The following is a 16586-nucleotide window of genomic DNA, read 5'->3' on the forward strand; positions in this document are numbered from 1 at the left end:
GCGATCGTAGCGAGCACCCGCCTGTGCGGCGATCAGTCTCCTGAGGACCCCGGCGACGCCGCGCGACGAGCGGCCTGCTCCACCGGATCCGGAACCGGCAGCGACGCGATGAGGCGACGCGTGTAGTCGTCCTGCGGGTCGCTGAGCACCGCGGCGGTGCGACCGGCCTCCGCGATCTCGCCGCGGTGCAGCACGACGATCGAGTGGGCGAGCATGTCGACGACCGCGAGGTCGTGCGTGATGAACAGGGTCGCGAAGCCGAACCGCTCCTGCAGGTCGACGAACAGCTCCAGCACGCGCGCCTGCACCGACACGTCGAGGGCACTCGTGGGTTCGTCGGCGATCAGCAGCGGCGGGTCCAGCGCGAGCGCCCGCGCGAGCGAGGCGCGCTGACGCTGCCCACCCGACAGCTCGTGCGGGAACCGGTCGGCGAACCCGCCGCCCAGCTGCACGGCGTCGAGCAGCTCGTCCACGCGCGGCCGCGCGGTGGTCACGTCGGCGGCCGCGCCGTGCACCAGCAGGGGTTCGGCGATGTTCTGGGCGATCGTCAGCAGCGGGTTGAAGCTCGTCGCCGGGTCTTGGAAGACGAAGCCGAGCTGCTTGCGCAGGGGGCGGAACGCCCGTTCCCGGATGCCGTTCATCTCGGCCCCGAGCACCCGCAACGACCCGCCCGCGACGGGGGTGAGCCCCGCGATCGCGCGGCCGATGGTGGTCTTGCCCGACCCGCTCTCGCCGACGAGGCCGACGACCTCGCCGGGGGCGATCGAGAAGCTCACCTCGTTGACGGCGCGGAACCCGGCGCGACCGAACCGCCCCGGATACTCGATGACGAGCCGGTCGGCCACGACGACGGGAGCGGCATCCGCGGCGGTCGCAGGAAGCGCCCGGTCGGCGATCTCGAGCCGCGGCACGGCGGCCAGCAGCTGCTTCGTGTAGTCGTGCCGCGGTGCGGCGAACAGCTCGCGCACCGGCGCGGTCTCGACGATCTCGCCCGCGTACATCACCGCGACGCGGTCGGCGAGGTCGGCGACGACGCCCATGTTGTGGGTGATCAGCACGATCGCGGTGCCGGTCTCGTCGCGTAGCCGTCGTAGCAGGTCGAGGATCTCGGCCTGCACGGTGACGTCGAGCGCCGTCGTCGGCTCGTCGGCGATGATGACCGTCGGCTCGAGCGCGAGCGCCATCGCGATGACGATGCGCTGCTTCTGCCCGCCCGAGAACTGGTGCGGGTAGTCGTCGACGCGCCGCTCCGGCTCGGGGATGCCGACGCGACGCAGCATCTCGACGGCCTTCTCGCGCGCCGACTTCTTCGACACGGAGCCGTGCGCGCGCAGTCCCTCGGCGAGCTGCCAGCCGACCGTGAAGACCGGGTTCAGCGCCGTGGACGGCTCCTGGAAGATCATCGCGGCGCGCGTGCCGCGCACCTCGCGCAGCTTCTGACGGTCGAGGCCGATCACGTCGGTGCCGTCGAGCACGACCGCGCCGTGCGCGATGGCCGTCTCGGGCAGCAGTCCCAGGATCGAACGCGCCGTCACGGTCTTGCCGCTGCCCGACTCGCCGACGATCGCGAGCACCTCGCCGCGGGCCACGTCGAGCGTGACGCCGCGGACGGCGTGCACGTCGCCGCCGTCGGTCGCGAAGGTGACATCGAGCGCGCGGATGTCGACGGCCTGCGTGGCCCGGTCGCCCATCACTCCACCTCTCCCATGAACTCGCGGGATGCCGGCTGCTCGGCGGCGACGGCATCCGCGGGGGTCTTGCCGGCACCGGCGCGGCGGCGGGCCCGCAGGCGCGGGTCGGCCAGGTCGTTGAGGCTCTCGCCGATGAGCGTGATGCCGAGCACGGTCAGCACGATCGCGACACCGGGCGGGATGGAGGTCCACCAGATGCCCGCGGCGACGTCGCTGATCGACTTGTTGAGGTCGTAGCCCCACTCGGCGGCGGCCGTCGGCTCGATGCCGAACCCGAGGAAGCCGAGGGCGGCGAGGGTCGAGATCGCCTCCGAGGCGTTGAGGGTGACGATCAGGGGCAGGGTGCGCGTCGAGTTGCGCAGCACGTGGCGGAACATGATGCGCGGCGTCGAGGCGCCGATCACCTTCGCCGACTCGACGAACGCCTCCGCCTTGACCCGCACCACCTCGGCGCGCACGACGCGGAAGTACTGCGGGATGAAGACGACCGTGATGGATGCCGCCGCCGCGAACACGCCCGGCCACAGGCCGGACTGCCCGCCGCTGATGGCGATGGCCACGACGATGGCCAGCAGCAGTGTCGGGAAGGCGTAGATCGCGTCGGAGACGACGACGAGCACACGGTCGACCCAGCCGCCGAGGTAGCCGGAGACGAGGCCGAGCAGAATGCCGATGAACACCGACAGCACCAGCGCGACCGCGACGACGTAGAGGGCCGTCTGGGCGCCCCAGATGACGCGCGAGAGCACGTCGTAGCCGCCGACGGTCGTGCCGAGCGGGTGTGCGGCGCTCGGCGGTTGCTGCGCGCCGAAGTTGCCGTCGGGTCCGGCCAGCTGGCTGTAGCTGTACGGCGCGACCCATGGCGCCAGCAGGGCCGTGAGCAGGAACACGCCGACGAGCACCAGGCCCGCGATGAGCATGCCGCGCTGAAGGCCGACGCTCTGGCGAAGCTGGTGCACGACGGGGAGGCGCCCGAACACGGAGCGCTTGCGGGCGGGAGTGGAGGTCTGGGTCGTCACGGTCAGTACCTCACTCGCGGGTCGATGAAGGCGGCGATGACGTCGACGAGGAAGTTCGTCACCGCGACGATGATCGCGATCATCGCGACGATGCCCTGCACGGCGACGAAGTCGCGCGCCGACAGGTACTTCACCAGCTGGAACCCGATCCCCTGCCATTCGAAGGTCGTCTCGGTCAGCACGGCGCCGCCCAGCATGAGGGCGATCTGCAGGCCGATGACGGTGATGATCGGGATGAGCGCCGGCCGGTAGGCGTGCGTGCGCACGAGCCTGCTCTCGCGCACGCCTCGCGAGCGGGCGGCATCCACGTAGGGCATGTTGAAGGTGCCGATGACGTTCGTGCGCACGAGGCGCAGGAAGATGCCCGCCGTCAGCAGACCCAGCGTCAGCGCCGGCAGCACGGCGTGCAGCAGCACGTCGGCGATGTAGTCGGGGTTGCCGGAGGCGATCGCGTCGATGAGGTAGATGCCGGTGCCGCCACCCCCGCGTTCGAGGGCGATCTCGGTGCGCACGTTGGCGCGGCCCGAGACGGGCAGCCAGCCGAGCCACACCGAGAAGACGAGCTTGGCGACGAGACCGGCGAAGAAGACGGGCGTCGCGTAGAAGAGGATGGCGCTCACCCGCAGCGTCGCGTCGGGCCAGCGGTCGCGCAGCGCCGCGGCGACCATGCCGAGCGGGATGCCGACGATGAAGGCGACGACCAGCGCGTAGACCACGAGCTCGAAGGTCGCGAGGCCGTAGGTGGCCAGCACCTGCGCGACCGGCTGGTTGTCGGTGATCGTGGTGCCGAAGTCGAGCGTCAGGATCTGGCCGAGGTATTCGATGTACTGCACGAAGATCGGACGGTCGTAGCCCGCCTCGTGGATGCGCTCCTGCAGCTGGTCGGCGGGCAGTCGTCCGCCGAGGGCCGCCGTGATCGGGTCGCCGGTGAGCCGGATCAGGAAGAAGACGAGGGTGACCAGGATGAGGACGGTCGGGATGATGAGCAGGAACCGCACCAGCAGGTAGCGGCCCAGCGTGCCGCCCCCGCCCTTGGTGCGGGCGTGGAGCAGTGCGGGTGGATCGGCGACGTCGGTCGTCATGGGTGAATCCCTTACGAGCGGTGGGGGCGTTTCGACTCGCTGCGCTCGCTCAACGACCGGTGAGGTGCCACCGGTCGTTGAGCGAGGAGCAGAGCGACGAGTCGAAACGCCCGGACCCGCGTGTTACTTGTGGATCGGCGCGAAGCGCAGCTTGAACGACGCGTCGAGCGTGACGCCGGAGACGTCGGCGCCGGTCACGGCGACCTGCGCACCCTGCAGCAGCGGCAGCGTCGAGAGGTCGGCCGCGACGAGCTCCTGGATCTTCTCGATGTCGGCCTGACGCGTGGCGGCATCCGGCTCGACAGCCTGCTCGAGGATCAGGTCGTTGACCTCGGGGTTGTCGTAGTGGTTGCCGAGGAAGTTCTCCTTCAGGAAGAACGGCGTCAGGTAGTTGTCGGCGTCGGAGTAGTCCGGGAACCAGCCCAGCTGGTAGGCCGGGTAGACGTCCGAGGTGCGGTCCTTGGAGTACTGCACCCACTCGGTGGACTGCAGGTTCACCTGGAACAGGCCGTCGGCCTCGAGCTGCTGCTTGACCAGCGCGTACTCGTCACCGGAGGACGGACCGTAGTGGTCGGGGCTGTACTGCAGGCTCAGCTGCACCGGGGTCGTGACGCCGGCCGCCTCGAGCGTGGCCTTGGCCTTCGCGGCATCCGGAGCGCCGGCGCCGTCACCGTAAAGACCCTTCAGCGCCTCGGTCGCACCCGTGAAGCCCTCGGGGACGTAGGAGTACAGCGGGGTATAGGTGCCCTTGTAGACCTGCTCCGAGATGGCGTCGCGGTCGACGAGGTCGGCCACGGCCTGACGGACGGCGAGCGCCTTGGCCGGGTCGGCCTCGGCGGTCGCGGAGCCGTAGGGCTGCGTGTTGAAGTTGAACACGATGTAGCGGATCTCGCCGCCGGGGCCCTCGACGACCTTGACCGCGTCGTTGCCCGAGAGGTCCTCGACGTCGGTGGCCGACAGGCTCCGGTACGCGACGTCGACGTCACCCTCCTGCACGGCGAGCTTCAGGTTCGACGACTCGGCGAAGTAGCTGAGGATCGCCCCGCCGTTCTCGGCGGCCGGGAGCAGGCCCTTGTAGTTCTCGTTCGGGGTGAACTCGACGGTCTTGTTGAAGTCCCACGAGGTGATCGCGTAGGGACCGCCGAAGGCGTTCGCGTCGACGATCTCCTGGTCGGGCGTGATCGCGTCGGCCGAGAAGACGTCCTCGTCGACGATGGCGCCCGGGAAGCTCGTGAGGATGTACGGGAAGACCTGGTCGTTCTCGGTCTTCAGCGTGAAGACGACGGTGGTGTCGTCGGGCGTCTCGACGCTGTCGAGGTTGTACAGCAGGCTCGACGCGCCGTTGGGGTCGGCGATCTTCAGGTTGCGGTCGAACGAGAACTTCACGTCCGACGAGGTGAGGTCGTTGCCGTTGGCCCACTTGAGGCCTGCGGGCAGCGTCACCGTGTACTCGGTCGGCGAGGTGAACTCGGCCGACTCGGCCAGGTCGGGGACGACCTCGGTGGAGTTGTAGTCCGTGTTGACCAGGTACGGGAAGACCTGGGTCTGCACGGCGAGCGAGCCGTTGTCGTACGAACCGGCCGGGTCGAGCGTCGTGACCTTGTCGGTGGTGCCGACGATGATGGGGTCTCCCGACGCTCCGCCGGTGGAACCACCGGTCGAGCCGCCGCCGGCGCAGCCGGCGAGCAGGAGCGATGCGGCGCCGAGCGCGCCGACCGCGAGGCCGATGCGGCCGCGCGTGCTGTGGTGCAGTGACATGCGTTGTACCTCTGCTGTGATGGTGACGCCCGTCGGTGGGCGGGCGTCACTCATCATTCACCTGCCGGTGCCGGATGCGGTTATTCGCGGCCGTTTTGTAACGAGACCGAAACCCTCTCCGAACGGGACCGGATGCCGCATCGCCGCGGATCGGCGGGGCTGCGGGCACCGTTCACGCGGCGTGGACGACAGATTCTGCGGCAGGCGCCGTCCGCGACACGCCGTCGTGATGCGGTGGGGATCGTGTTCGTCCGCATCCGCGCCCGCTGGGCCCTCTTCGCCGCCACCCGTCAGACGCTCGCGCAGTTGATCGTGTTCGCGGTGCTGAACGTCGGCATGACCGTGCTGCAGCTCGTGCTCATGCCGATCATGAAGGCGCTGTTCGGGATGACCGCGCTCGTCGACGTCGGGTTCCAGGCGCTGCCGATCGGCTCGGAGTACTACATCTTCGACTACGCGGCGGGGCCGCTGCCCGACGGCGGCGGCGGGCTCGCGTACTTCCTGGCGGTGCAGCTGACCCTCGCGATCGCGCAGGTGCTGAACTTCTTCGCGCAGCGCAACATCACGTTCAAGTCGAACAGCAACCCGTGGGTCGCGGCCGCCTGGTACACGCTCGCGTACGTCGTGATCTCCTTCGGCGCCGCCGCCCTGCAGGGCCTCTACAAGGCGCCGGTCTACGACCTGTTCATCTCGGTGTGGGGGCTCGGCGCCACCGGAGAGGCGATCGCCGACATGGTGACGATGCTCATCAACGCCCTCATCTCGTGCGCCGTCTACTTCCCGATCTTCAAGATCATCTTCCCGAGCACGCCCGCACCGGTGGTCGTGGTGGCGCGGGAGCACGCCGACGCCTGAGCCCGCCTGCGCGCTCAGGTGCGCGGAGCGAGCCCGAAGTGCACGAGCTCGTCGCCCGTCAGCATCCGGCTGCGGATGATGAACCGCTTGCCGGTGGGCCCCTCGACGCTGAACCCGGCGCCACGCCCCGGCACGGCGTCGATCGTGATGTGCGTGTACTTCCAGTACTCGAACTGCGCCTCCGAGATGAAGACCTCGATGGGGTCATCCAGGCCCACCTCGAGCTGTCCGAGCTTCACGTCGCTCGGGCCGGTGAGGAACATCCCGACGGGATAGCACATCGGTGCGCTGCCGTCGCAGCATCCGCCCGACTGGTGGAACATCAGCGGCCCGTGCTGCACCGTCAGCTCGCGCAGCAGCCCCGCCGCCTCGTCGGTCACCGCGACGCGGCTGAAGGTGTCGGTCGTCGTCATGTCGTGCTCCTTCGTGATCCGTCCGTGCCCAAGGTCGCCGAGATCCGCGAGACCTCAACCGCCGGACGAGACAGTGGGGCGAAACCCAGGTCTCGTCCGTCAGCTGAGGTCTCGCGGGTTGGGGATCAGAAGAAGCCCATCGCGCCTTCGGCGTACGACACGAGCAGGTTCTTGGTCTGCTGGTAGTGGTCCAGCATCCGCAGGTGGTTCTCGCGGCCGATGCCCGACTGCTTGTACCCGCCGAACGCGGCGTGCGCCGGGTACTGGTGGTACGTGTTCGTCCAGACACGACCGGCCTCGATGGCCCGGCCGGCGCGGTAGGCGGTGTCGCCGGAACGGCTCCACACGCCGGCGCCCAGTCCGTAGAGGGTGTCGTTGGCGATGGAGATCGCGTCGTCGAAGTTCTCGAAGCTCGTCACCGAAACGACCGGACCGAAGATCTCCTCTTGGAAGATGCGCATCGAGTTCTGACCCTCGAACACCGTCGGGGCGACGTAGTAGCCCTCGGAGAGGTCGCCGCCGAGGTCGACCCGCTCCCCGCCGGCGAGCACCTTCGCGCCCTCGGCCTTGCCGATGTCGATGTAGCTGAGGATCTTCTCGAGCTGGTCGTTGGATGCCTGCGCGCCGATCATCGTGGCGGGATCGAGCGGGTTGCCCTGCACGATCTTGCCGACGCGGTCGAGCGCATCGCCCAGGAACCGGTCGTAGATCGACCGCTGGATGAGGCCGCGCGAGGGGCACGTGCACACCTCGCCCTGGTTGAGGGCGAAGAACGTGAAGCCCTCGAGCGCCTTGTCGTAATAGGAGTCGTCGGTGGCGCGCGCGACATCCTCGAAGAAGATGTTCGCGCTCTTGCCTCCGAGTTCCAGCGTCACCGGGATGAGGTTCTGGGAGGCGTACTGCATGATGAGGCGCCCGGTCGTGGTCTCACCGGTGAAGGCGACCTTGCGGATGCGCTTGTGCTGCGCGAGCGGCGCGCCCGCCTCGATGCCGAAGCCGTTGACGATGTTCACGACGCCCGCCGGCAGCAGATCGCCGATGATCTCGAACAGGAACAGGATGCTGGCCGGCGTCTGCTCGGCGGGCTTGAGCACGACGCAGTTACCGGCGGCGAGGGCGGGGGCGAGCTTCCACGTGGCCATCAGGATGGGGAAGTTCCACGGGATGATCTGCCCGACCACACCCAGCGGCTCGTGGAAGTGGTACGCCACCGTGTCTTCGTCGATCTGGCTGAGCGAGCCCTCCTGCGCGCGCAGCACGCCGGCGAAGTAGCGGAAGTGGTCGACGGCGAGCGGGATGTCGGCGGCGAGCGTCTCGCGCACCGGCTTGCCGTTCTCCCACGTCTCGGCGACGGCGATCTTCTCGAGGTTCTCCTCCATGCGGTCGGCGATCTTGTTGAGGATGACGGCGCGCTCGGCGGGCGTGGTCTTGCCCCAACCGGCGAACGCCTGCCAAGCGACGTCGACCGCACGGTCGATGTCTTCGACGGTGCCACGGCCCACTTCGCAGAACGGCTTGCCGTTGACGGGCGAGATGTTCTCGAAGTACTGGCCCTTGACGGGATCGACGAACTCGCCGCCGATGTAGTGGCCGTACCGGGGGCGGTAGTCGGCGACAGCTCCGCGCTGGCCGGGTGCGGCGTAGACGCTAGAGACGCCCTCTTCGACGATGGTCATGTCTGTCTCCTTCGACGGTCCATGAATCCGCGGCATCCGTTGCCGCGTTCGGATGCCGGGCACGCTACGCCCCGCAACGTTGCATCCCGTTGCGGGGGAGTTCGGGGCGTTTCGACTCGTCGCTGCGCTCCTCGCTCAACGACCGGGAGGGCGACACCTCCGGTCGTTGAGCGAGCGCAGCGAGTCGAAACGCCCCGATGGGCGGCGTCTCCCGGTCGTTGAGCGAGCGGAGCGAGTCGAAACGCCCCGAACCGGTCAGCGGCGCAGGGCGCGGTCGACGGCGGCGGTCAGCGACAGGAAGCGCTCGTTCGCGGGGAGGTCCTCGACCAGCACCGCCGCACCCGCCGAGTCGGCCAGCGGGATCTGCCAGTTCGGGTATTCGAGGTCGGTGCCGGGCTGGTTCTGCACGCGCCGCTCGCCGACCGCATCCACGAGCGCGACCCCGAGCAGGCGCGAGGGCGACGCCGCGATCAATACGTTGAGCGCCTCGATGATCTCCACCTCGGCATTCTGCGCCGTCGCATCCGGGCGGATGAGCCCGCGCTCGCGCAGCACGGCGAGCATGGCCTCGCGCTCGCGCTCGGCATCCGCCAGCTCGTCCTCGACGGGCCGGGTCAGCAGTCCGAGGCGCGCGCGCAGGGCGACGTGCTCGTCGGCGAGGTAGCCGGCCGTCGGCGGCAGGTCGTGCGTGTTGACGGTCGCCAGCAGCGCCTCGCGGTACTGCTCCGGCGGGCGCGGTCGGTCGCCGTCCTGCTCGAACCACAGCACCGACGTGCCCAGGATGCCGCGCGCCGACAGGTAGTCGCGCACCCACGGTTCGACGAGTCCCAGGTCTTCCCCGATGAGCACGGCGCCGGCACGCTGCGCCTCGAGGGTGAGCACGCCGATCATCGCCTCATGGTCGTAGCGCACGTAGGTGCCGGCGCCCGGTCCGAGGCCGGCGGGGATCCACCACAGCCGGAACAGTCCGATGACGTGGTCGATGCGCAGCGCGCCGGCGTGACGCAGGAGGGTGCGGATCATGTCGCGCAGCGGCGCGTAGCCGGCGCGGGCGAGGGCGGCGGGCAGCCACGGCGGCTGATTCCAGTTCTGACCCTGCTGGTTGTACATGTCCGGCGGGGCGCCCACGGTGATGCCCGGCGCGTACATGTCGCGCAGCGACCACGCGTCGGAGCCGAGCGTGTGCACGCCGACCGCGAGGTCGTGCATGATGCCGATGGTCATGCCCGCGGCGTGGGCGGCGGCCTGCGCCGTCTCGACCTGCTGGTCGGCGATCCACTGCAGCCACACGTGGAACCGCACGCGGTCGTCGACCTCCGCGCGCAGACGGGCGACGAGGGGCGAGCCGATGTCGCGCGCCTCCGCAGGGCGTTCCACGCCGTCGTAGTGCTCCTCGAGCGCGCACCACAGCGCGAAGTCGAGCAGCGGCTGCCCCTCGCGTGCGGTGAAGGCGGCGAGTTGCGCGGCGCGACCGGCCGAACGCGGCACGGCGAAGACGGCCTCCAGCGCGGCCCGCTTGGCGAGCCAGACAGCGTCGCGGTCGATGCGGCCGGGGTCGGTGTCGTGGGCGGCGACGGGAGCGCGCGCCGCGTCGAGTGCGGCCCGGCCGGCGGCATCCAGGTACCCGGCCTCCCGGATGTCTTCCGGTCGCACATAGAGCGGCGCCAGAAAACGCCGGGTCGCCGGCAGGTACGGCGACGGCTCGATGCGCGGCGTCACCTCGGCGGCGTGGATCGGGTTCACGAGCAGGAAGTCCGCGCCCTGCGCACCGGCGACCGCGGCGAGGTCGCCCATATCGGCGAAGTCGCCCATGCCCCACGACCCGCGCGAGCGCACCGAGTACAGCTGCGCCATCAGCCCCCAGCCGCGTCCCCCCTTGTCGGCGCGCGCCGGTACCGGTGCCAGCCGTTCGGGCGTGACGACGAACGGCGCCGAAGCCGTACGGTCGACGTCACCGCCGCCGAACGGCCGCTGCCATGCCCACAGCGTGTGCCAGCCGAGCGGAAGGTCGGCGGGGACCGGCACCTCGAGCCGCCACCGCAGCACCCCGTCGACGAGGCGGGCCGAAGGATGCTGCTCGGGCAGCGCGAGGTCGCGCCAGGCGCCGTCCTCGAGGGCGACCGACAGCGTGACGTCGTGCGCGTCGGCGACGTGCACGACGATGGTGCCCGCACCGGGGCGTGAGACGACCGACGGGGGCAGCAGCTCCCGCCAGGGTCCGTCGGCCGCGGAGGCGGCGGCGGCGGTGATCGCGGCATCCGTCGAGGTGTCCACGCCCATCGCGGTGAGGATGGCCCGCAGGGTGGCGGCGGGCACGACCACCCGGTCACCGAAGAACGACCAGTACTCCGTGGCGATGCCGTGCGCCTCGGCGAGGTGGGTGAGCGCGGGGGTGGGGCGGTCGTCGGTCATGTCGGTCCCTCCGTCTGGCTTCATCCTGCCAGGGTGGATGCCGGGCCGGGCAGTGCCGGAACCGGGCGAAGCGCGTCAGGGCTCGGGAGTCTCGCTCCGCTCGATGCGGGCCACCAGGCCCGAGCGCTTCGGTGAGCGGGCCGGCAGCAGCGACAGGGCCAGGCGCAGCACCTCGACGTCGTCGGCGCCGTCGCTCGTCTCGGCGTAGGCGAGCAGCACGTCGACCGAGGCCTCGGCCAGCAGCGCATCGCGCAGCGTCGTGCGCACCGTGTCGCGGAACTCTTCGACTCCCGGGGCGGTCGAGTCGGGCAGCACCGGGCCGCGGGAGGCGGCGAGCGCGACGCGGTGCGCGCCGCGGCCGAGGAGCGACAGCACCTGATGCGCATCGGTCTCGAGGTCGGTCGTCAGCCGGTAGGGGCGAGAGGCGGGCACGAGATGCGGCGCCGTCTTCTCGAGCACCCGCCGCAGCCGCACGAGCTCGGGGCGCAGGGTCTCCACGGCGGGCTCTCCGTACACGAGGGTCGCGAGCTGCTCGGCCGAGAGCCCCTGCCGGTGCACCGCGAGCATGAGCAGGATCTCGGCGTGCCGGGCCGACAGCTCGGTGAGCGACTTGCCGGTGTCTCCGCCGAGCTCGAGCAGCGCACGGTCGCGACCGAGCACTCGCAGCGTCGCGGTCCGTCGCACCGGCGGGGCCGCGTGACGGCGGGCGAGCCGGGGTGCGGCCGCACGACTGCGCAGGCGCGCGACCATGAGCTCGGCCTCGATCGCGCGGGCGGTCGCATCGACGAGCAGCTGCGCCTGCGGCGAAGCGGCATCCGCGTCACCGGTGACGTCGATGACCCCGAGCAGGGCGCGGGTCTCGGGATCGTGGACGGGCGCGGCGGTGCACGACCACGGCTGCACGAGACGGTTGAAATGCTCGGCGCCGTGGATCTGCACCGACCTGTCGAGGGCGAGCGCGGTCCCGGGCGCGGAGGTGCCGACGGCCTGCTCCGACCAGTTCGTCCCGGCGACGAACCCCATGTCGCCGGTGAGCGCGCGGATGTGCCGGTCGCCTTCGACCCACAGCAGTCGCCCGGCCGCGTCACCGACCGCGACGACGACACCGGCATCCGGTTCGGGAAGCAGGAGGGCGCGGATCATGTCCATGGCGCCCGCGAGCGGGTGGGCGCTGCGGTACGCCTCGAGTTCGGCATCGGTGAGTTCGAGCGGCGGCAGGCCTTCGACGCCGACGAGACCGTCGACGGAGCGGTGCCACGACTCGCGCACGAGCGGACGCACCTGCGCGAGGCGGGCGTCGGCGATGTTGCCGGCGACGAGCTCCTCGTGGGCGCGCTCGATCAGCAGGCGCGAGGACTGCGGCGACAGGTCGCGGCGGGACGACCACGGCGAAGGCACGGCGACTCCGTTCGTCGGCGAGCGGGTGCGACCAGTGTAGGCGGCCGTCCGCGCCACCGCGAGGGTGCCGGCGCGCGGGCACCGGTGGCCGCCGACGTCGCCGGTTCCGCGCCGAGTTCGCCGCTTCGGTGCCGACCTCGCCGGCGAACCCGCGGCCAGAGCGGCGAGCTCGCGTGCAGACCGGCGAACTCGCGCGCCGGCGCGCCCGCGTCAGCGGCGGGTCAGGTTCGCGTCGGCCCAGACGCCGAGCTGGTCGAGGATCGGCACGAGCCGCTCGCCCGCGTCGGTGAGCGCGTACGTGACGGCGACGGGGGGACCGGCGTCGACACGGCGTTCGAGCAGGTTCGCCTCGCCGAGTTCGGTGAGCCGATCCGACAGCACCGCGTCGCTGATGCCGGCGACCGCGCGGCGCAGCCCGACGAACGAGAGCTCTCCGCCGCCGAGGGTGTCGATGATCATGCCGTTCCAGCGCTTTCCCAGCACCGAGAACGCGTGCGACACCGCGGCGTCGCAGACGCGGGGGTCGTGCTCCTCGGGCATGTTCTCATGCTACCCGTGCTACGCTCCCGCTAGTCGCTTTGTTTTTCGTAGTAACTCTGATGGGAGAAGCGAATGTCCCTGTTCCGCCTCGACGCCAGCATCATGCCGGCCACCTCCGCCAGCCGTGCCCTCGGCGACCTCGTCGAGCAGGAGTGGCTCGACGCCCACCCCGGCACCGAGGTCGTCCGCCGTGACGTCGCCGCCGATCCGATCCCCTCCACCGCCTGGACCGACGCCGTCAGCGCCGGATTCACCCCGGCCGAGCACCACACCGAGGCCCAGAAGGCCGCGCTGGCGCTGCGCACCCGCCTCGCCGACGAGCTCATCGACGCCGACGCGATCCTGCTCACGATCCCCCTCTACAACTACGGCGTCTCGCAGCACGCGAAGCTGTGGTTCGACCTGGCCTACACCGATCCGCGCATCGACCCACAGGGCACCGCACTGCGCGGCAAGCCCGCGACGCTGGTCACCGTGCTCGGTGGCAACTACGACGTCGGCACGCCCAAGGAGGGCTGGGACCACTCCACCGGGTGGCTGCGCCGCGTGCTCGAAGACGTCTGGGGCCTCGACCTCACCGTCGTGACCCGCCCGTTCACACTCGTCGGCGTCAACCCGGCGCTCGACGCGTTCGCCGACACCGCCGCCCAGCTGAAGGCGGATGCCGAGGATGCCGCGCGCGACGCCGGCCGATCCCTGGCCGCCGCGCGGGCCTGACGCCCACCCTGGAGCGCCCGTGCCGATCAGGTGCGGGCGCTCCACCATTCCCGCAGCCGACGCTCCGCCTCCGCCTCGTCGATCGCGCCCTCGTCGAGGCGGATGTCCATGAGGAACCGGTACGCCTCGCCCACCTCGCGGCCGGGGCGGATGCCGAGCACCTCCTGGATGCGGTTGCCGTCGAGTGCGGGACGCATCGCGTCGAGCTGCTCCTGCTCCGCGAGCTCGCCGATGCGGCGTTCGATGTCGTCGTAGGCGCCCGCGAGCTTCGCGGCCTTGCGCTTGTTGCGGGTGGTCACGTCGGCGCGGGTGAGGATGTGCAGCCGCTCGAGCTGGTCGCCGGCGTCGCGCACGTAGCGGCGCACGGCCGAGTCGGTCCACGCCCCCTCCGCGTATCCGAAGAAACGCAGATGCTGCTCGATGAGCTGCGCGACGGCGGCGATCGTGTCGGAGTCGAACCGCAGCGCCTGCAGACGCTTGCGGGCCATCCGCGCACCCTTGACGTCGTGGTGGTGAAAGCTCACACCGCCGCCGGGTTCGAGCTTGCGGGTCGCGGGCTTGCCGATGTCGTGCAGCAGCGCCGCCAGGCGCAGCGTGACGTCGGGTGCGGCATCCGGATGCCGCGCGTGCTCGAGGGCGATCGCCTGTCGCAGCACCGTCAGCGAGTGCTCGTAGACGTCTTTGTGGTGGTGGTGCTCGTCGACCTCGAGGCGCAGGGCCGGTACCTCGGGGAGGAACTCCTGCAGCAGCCCGGTGTCGACCATCACCCGCAGGCCGCGCACCGGGTCGTCGGTGGCGAGCAGCTTGACGAGCTCGCCCTGCACGCGCTCGGGGCTGACGATGCGGAGGGTCTCGCGCAGCCGCGCCATGGCCTCCTCGGTGTCGGGGGCGACCGTGAAACCGAGCTGGCTCGTGAAACGCGCGGCCCGCAGCATCCGCAGCGGATCGTCGCCGAAGCTCACGTCGGGGTCGGAGGGGGTGCGCAGGATGCCGGCCACGAGGTCTTCGACACCACCGGTCGGGTCGACCAGGGCGGGACCGGGGATGCGCAGCGCCATCGCGTTGACGGTGAAGTCGCGGCGCAGAAGGTCGGCCTCGAGCGTGTCGCCGAAGGCGACCGTGGGCTTGCGGGTGACGCCGTCGTAGCTGTCGGCGCGGTACGTCGTGATCTCGACTTGGTCGGCGGGAGAGTCGGCGACGCGGATCTTCGCGCCGATGGTGCCGAACGCGCGGCCGATGTCCCACGTTGCCGTCGCGAGCGGCTTCACGATCGCGAGGATGTCGTCGGGGCGGGCGTTGGTCGTGTAGTCGAGGTCGCTGACCCTCCGGCCGAGCAGCGCGTCGCGTACCGGACCGCCGACGATCGCCAGTTCGAACCCGGCCGCGGCGAAGGCCTCGGCGAGGGTGGCGGTCACCGGCGACGCGGCGAGCGCGCCGAGGCGGGCGAGGCCCTCGGCCATGTTGAGCATGGCTTCGAGCCTACGGCGTGGGCGTCACGCGAACGTCAGGAAGCCGGTGAAGAGCAGCTCGCGCACACGGGGAAGCAGGTCGGCGGCGAGCGCGTCGGCATCCACCTCGAGCAGCTCGGCGATCGCCGCCACCAGCACACCCACCGGCAGGTCGCCGTCGCACGCGCCGACGAGGGCGGCGAGCCCGGGGTCGACCGCGATCGTGCGCGCGAACCCGCCGCCCTGTCGCAGTTCGATGACGGTCGGTGCCTCGTCGCCGGGACGGTGGTGGCGTGCCTCGGTCACATCGGGCGCGACCCGCAGCACGGTCCCCGACAGCGCGGCGTCGTCGAGCCCGACCAGCGCGTCCCACGCGGCGAGCGCGTCCCCGAGGTGCACGCCGAGCGATCCGGCCACCGGCTGCGACAGCTCTTCGTAGCGCGCGAGGGTCGCCGATCCGGACACCGGCCGTCGCAGCAGCACGTATCCGAACCCGATCGCGCTCACCCCGCGGGCGGCGAAGTCGGCCAGCCAGGCGTCGATCAGCCGCGCGTACTCGGGCGAACCCGGAACCGTGCCGCCGTCGCGCACCCACAGCTCGGCATAGGCGAGCGGATCGAGCCGCTCGCGTTCCACGACCCACGCGTCCAGGCCCACGGCCGACGCCGCGACCCAGTCGCGCACGCGATCCAGCCCGCCACGGTCGTCGCGGTACTCCCAGTTGCCGAGCAGCTGCGCCGTGCCACCCGGCGCGAGCACGTCGCCGACACCCGAGACGAACGCGGCCACGAGGTCGTCGCCGGCGAATCCCGCGTCGCGGTACTCGTACGCCGGAACGCCCTGCACCCGCGGCGTGATGACGAACGGCGGGTTCGACACGACGCGGTCGAACTCCTCGCCGGTCACCGGCTCGAACAGGCTCCCGTGACGCACCTCGACGGCGTCGGTCTGCGCCAGCAGTGCGTTGAGCCGCGTGAAGGCGAGCGCACGGTGCGAGATGTCGGTCGCGACGACGTGCTCGGCCGACAGCAGGGCGCGCAGCGACTGGATGCCGCATCCGCTGCCCACGTCGAGGGCCCGCGCGACCGGGGTCGCGAGCTGCAGCCCCGCGAGAGTCAGCGAAGCGCCGCCGACCCCGAGCACGTGATCGGTGGGCAGCGCACCACCGAGAGCGGCCTCGTCGAGGTCGCTCGCGATCCACCACCGCACCTCGGTCCCCTCGGCATCCTGGGGACGCACCAACGCGGCCGGTGTCACGGACCCGCCGCGGATGCGGGCGAGCCCCAACCCGGAGAGTCCGGCGGCACCGCAGCGCGGCAGCGCCGCGTCGACGGCCGCGACGGGCTGGGCGATTCCGAGGAACAGCATCCGCGCCAGCGTGGCGAACGCATCGTCGCGGCCGGCGAGCGCCGCGAGCGCCGGGCCGTGCAGGCCGTGCCCGACGGCGGCATCCGCCACGGGTCCCCAGCCGGACCGCACCGCGTCGGCGGTGTACCCGGCCGTCTCGAGGTCGGCGCGCAGGGCGGCGGCGAGGGCGGGGTCGGGGGTGATGGCCGGCATGTCTCCCATTCAATCGC

The 16586-nt window shown here is 71.1% G+C and carries 13 protein-coding genes; 2 read left to right on the forward strand and 11 right to left on the reverse strand.

All coding sequences use genetic code 11. From position 1 onward, the window contains the following. Window positions 1–32: 32 nt before the first annotated feature. The 4 genes from C7474_RS00505 to C7474_RS00520 all read right to left on the reverse strand — a co-directional run bounded on the left by C7474_RS00505 (window position 33) and on the right by C7474_RS00520 (window position 5550). Window positions 33–1691, reverse strand: coding sequence for a dipeptide ABC transporter ATP-binding protein (locus C7474_RS00505; RefSeq protein WP_121056673.1), 1659 nt, complete (start codon window positions 1689–1691; stop codon window positions 33–35). After that, window positions 1691–2716, reverse strand: coding sequence for an ABC transporter permease (locus tag C7474_RS00510; protein ID WP_199692363.1), 1026 nt, complete (start codon window positions 2714–2716; stop codon window positions 1691–1693). Before C7474_RS00510 ends, C7474_RS00505 begins: the two co-directional genes overlap by 1 nt. Then, complete coding sequence (locus tag C7474_RS00515; protein ID WP_121056678.1) at window positions 2713–3792, reverse strand: ABC transporter permease; 1080 nt, start codon at window positions 3790–3792, stop codon at window positions 2713–2715. Before C7474_RS00515 ends, C7474_RS00510 begins: the two co-directional genes overlap by 4 nt. 123 nt (window positions 3793–3915) lie before the next feature. Then, window positions 3916–5550 carry an ABC transporter substrate-binding protein gene (locus C7474_RS00520; RefSeq protein WP_121056680.1) on the reverse strand — a complete coding sequence of 545 codons (1635 nt, stop codon included), beginning with the start codon at window positions 5548–5550 and terminating at the stop codon, window positions 3916–3918. A 234-nt stretch (window positions 5551–5784) separates the two neighbouring features. Between C7474_RS00520 and C7474_RS00525 the strand changes: the two genes are divergently transcribed. Continuing rightward, a complete protein-coding gene (locus C7474_RS00525; RefSeq protein ID WP_241965035.1) occupies window positions 5785–6405 on the forward strand; it encodes a hypothetical protein in 621 nt (206 codons plus the stop codon). A 14-nt stretch (window positions 6406–6419) separates the two neighbouring features. Here C7474_RS00525 and C7474_RS00530 read toward each other — a convergent pair whose 3' ends face one another. The 5 genes from C7474_RS00530 to C7474_RS00550 all read right to left on the reverse strand — a co-directional run bounded on the left by C7474_RS00530 (window position 6420) and on the right by C7474_RS00550 (window position 12844). Then, the gene (locus C7474_RS00530) at window positions 6420–6818 is read right to left on the reverse strand and encodes a DUF779 domain-containing protein (RefSeq protein ID WP_121056682.1); all 399 of its coding nucleotides are present in this window, start codon (window positions 6816–6818) and stop codon (window positions 6420–6422) included. Window positions 6819–6943: 125 nt separating this feature from the next. Beyond that, window positions 6944–8494: an acetaldehyde dehydrogenase ExaC gene (gene exaC / locus C7474_RS00535; RefSeq protein WP_121056684.1), complete on the reverse strand. Its 1551-nt coding sequence runs from the start codon at window positions 8492–8494 to the stop codon at window positions 6944–6946. Between the two features lie 255 nt (window positions 8495–8749). Further along, window positions 8750–10906 carry a 4-alpha-glucanotransferase gene (gene malQ / locus C7474_RS00540; RefSeq protein ID WP_121056686.1) on the reverse strand — a complete coding sequence of 719 codons (2157 nt, stop codon included), beginning with the start codon at window positions 10904–10906 and terminating at the stop codon, window positions 8750–8752. A 75-nt stretch (window positions 10907–10981) separates the two neighbouring features. Beyond that, window positions 10982–12304 carry a GAF domain-containing protein gene (locus tag C7474_RS00545; protein ID WP_121056688.1) on the reverse strand — a complete coding sequence of 441 codons (1323 nt, stop codon included), beginning with the start codon at window positions 12302–12304 and terminating at the stop codon, window positions 10982–10984. Between the two features lie 210 nt (window positions 12305–12514). Then, a complete protein-coding gene (locus C7474_RS00550) occupies window positions 12515–12844 on the reverse strand; it encodes a winged helix-turn-helix transcriptional regulator (RefSeq protein ID WP_121056690.1) in 330 nt (109 codons plus the stop codon). Between the two features lie 72 nt (window positions 12845–12916). Between C7474_RS00550 and C7474_RS00555 the strand changes: the two genes are divergently transcribed. Beyond that, a complete protein-coding gene (locus C7474_RS00555; protein ID WP_121056692.1) occupies window positions 12917–13561 on the forward strand; it encodes an FMN-dependent NADH-azoreductase in 645 nt (214 codons plus the stop codon). A 26-nt stretch (window positions 13562–13587) separates the two neighbouring features. Here C7474_RS00555 and C7474_RS00560 read toward each other — a convergent pair whose 3' ends face one another. Continuing rightward, on the reverse strand, window positions 13588–15030 hold the full coding sequence (locus C7474_RS00560; protein ID WP_121056694.1) for a CCA tRNA nucleotidyltransferase: 1443 nt from the start codon (window positions 15028–15030) through the stop codon (window positions 13588–13590). A 24-nt stretch (window positions 15031–15054) separates the two neighbouring features. Further along, window positions 15055–16569 (reverse strand): DUF7059 domain-containing protein, encoded by a 1515-nt coding sequence (locus tag C7474_RS00565; RefSeq protein WP_422385768.1) that lies wholly within the window; start codon window positions 16567–16569, stop codon window positions 15055–15057. Between the last annotated feature and the right edge of the window lie 17 nt (window positions 16570–16586).

The sequence above is a fragment of the Microbacterium telephonicum genome (assembly GCF_003651225.1).
Taxonomy (GTDB): domain Bacteria; phylum Actinomycetota; class Actinomycetes; order Actinomycetales; family Microbacteriaceae; genus Microbacterium; species Microbacterium telephonicum.

What these genes read in the sequence shown, in the direction of transcription:
- C7474_RS00505 (WP_121056673.1), bottom strand. Translation starts at nt 1,691, where the DNA reads ATGGGCGACCGGGCCACGCAGGCCGTCGACATCCGCGCGCTCGATGTC.
- C7474_RS00515 (WP_121056678.1), bottom strand. Translation starts at nt 3,792, where the DNA reads ATGACGACCGACGTCGCCGATCCACCCGCACTGCTCCACGCCCGCACC.
- C7474_RS00520 (WP_121056680.1), bottom strand. Translation starts at nt 5,550, where the DNA reads ATGTCACTGCACCACAGCACGCGCGGCCGCATCGGCCTCGCGGTCGGC.
- C7474_RS00530 (WP_121056682.1), bottom strand. Translation starts at nt 6,818, where the DNA reads ATGACGACGACCGACACCTTCAGCCGCGTCGCGGTGACCGACGAGGCG.
- exaC (WP_121056684.1), bottom strand. Translation starts at nt 8,494, where the DNA reads ATGACCATCGTCGAAGAGGGCGTCTCTAGCGTCTACGCCGCACCCGGC.
- malQ (WP_121056686.1), bottom strand. Translation starts at nt 10,906, where the DNA reads ATGACCGACGACCGCCCCACCCCCGCGCTCACCCACCTCGCCGAGGCG.
- C7474_RS00550 (WP_121056690.1), bottom strand. Translation starts at nt 12,844, where the DNA reads ATGCCCGAGGAGCACGACCCCCGCGTCTGCGACGCCGCGGTGTCGCAC.
- C7474_RS00555 (WP_121056692.1), top strand. Translation starts at nt 12,917, where the DNA reads ATGTCCCTGTTCCGCCTCGACGCCAGCATCATGCCGGCCACCTCCGCC.
- C7474_RS00560 (WP_121056694.1), bottom strand. Translation starts at nt 15,030, where the DNA reads ATGCTCAACATGGCCGAGGGCCTCGCCCGCCTCGGCGCGCTCGCCGCG.
- C7474_RS00565 (WP_422385768.1), bottom strand. Translation starts at nt 16,569, where the DNA reads ATGCCGGCCATCACCCCCGACCCCGCCCTCGCCGCCGCCCTGCGCGCC.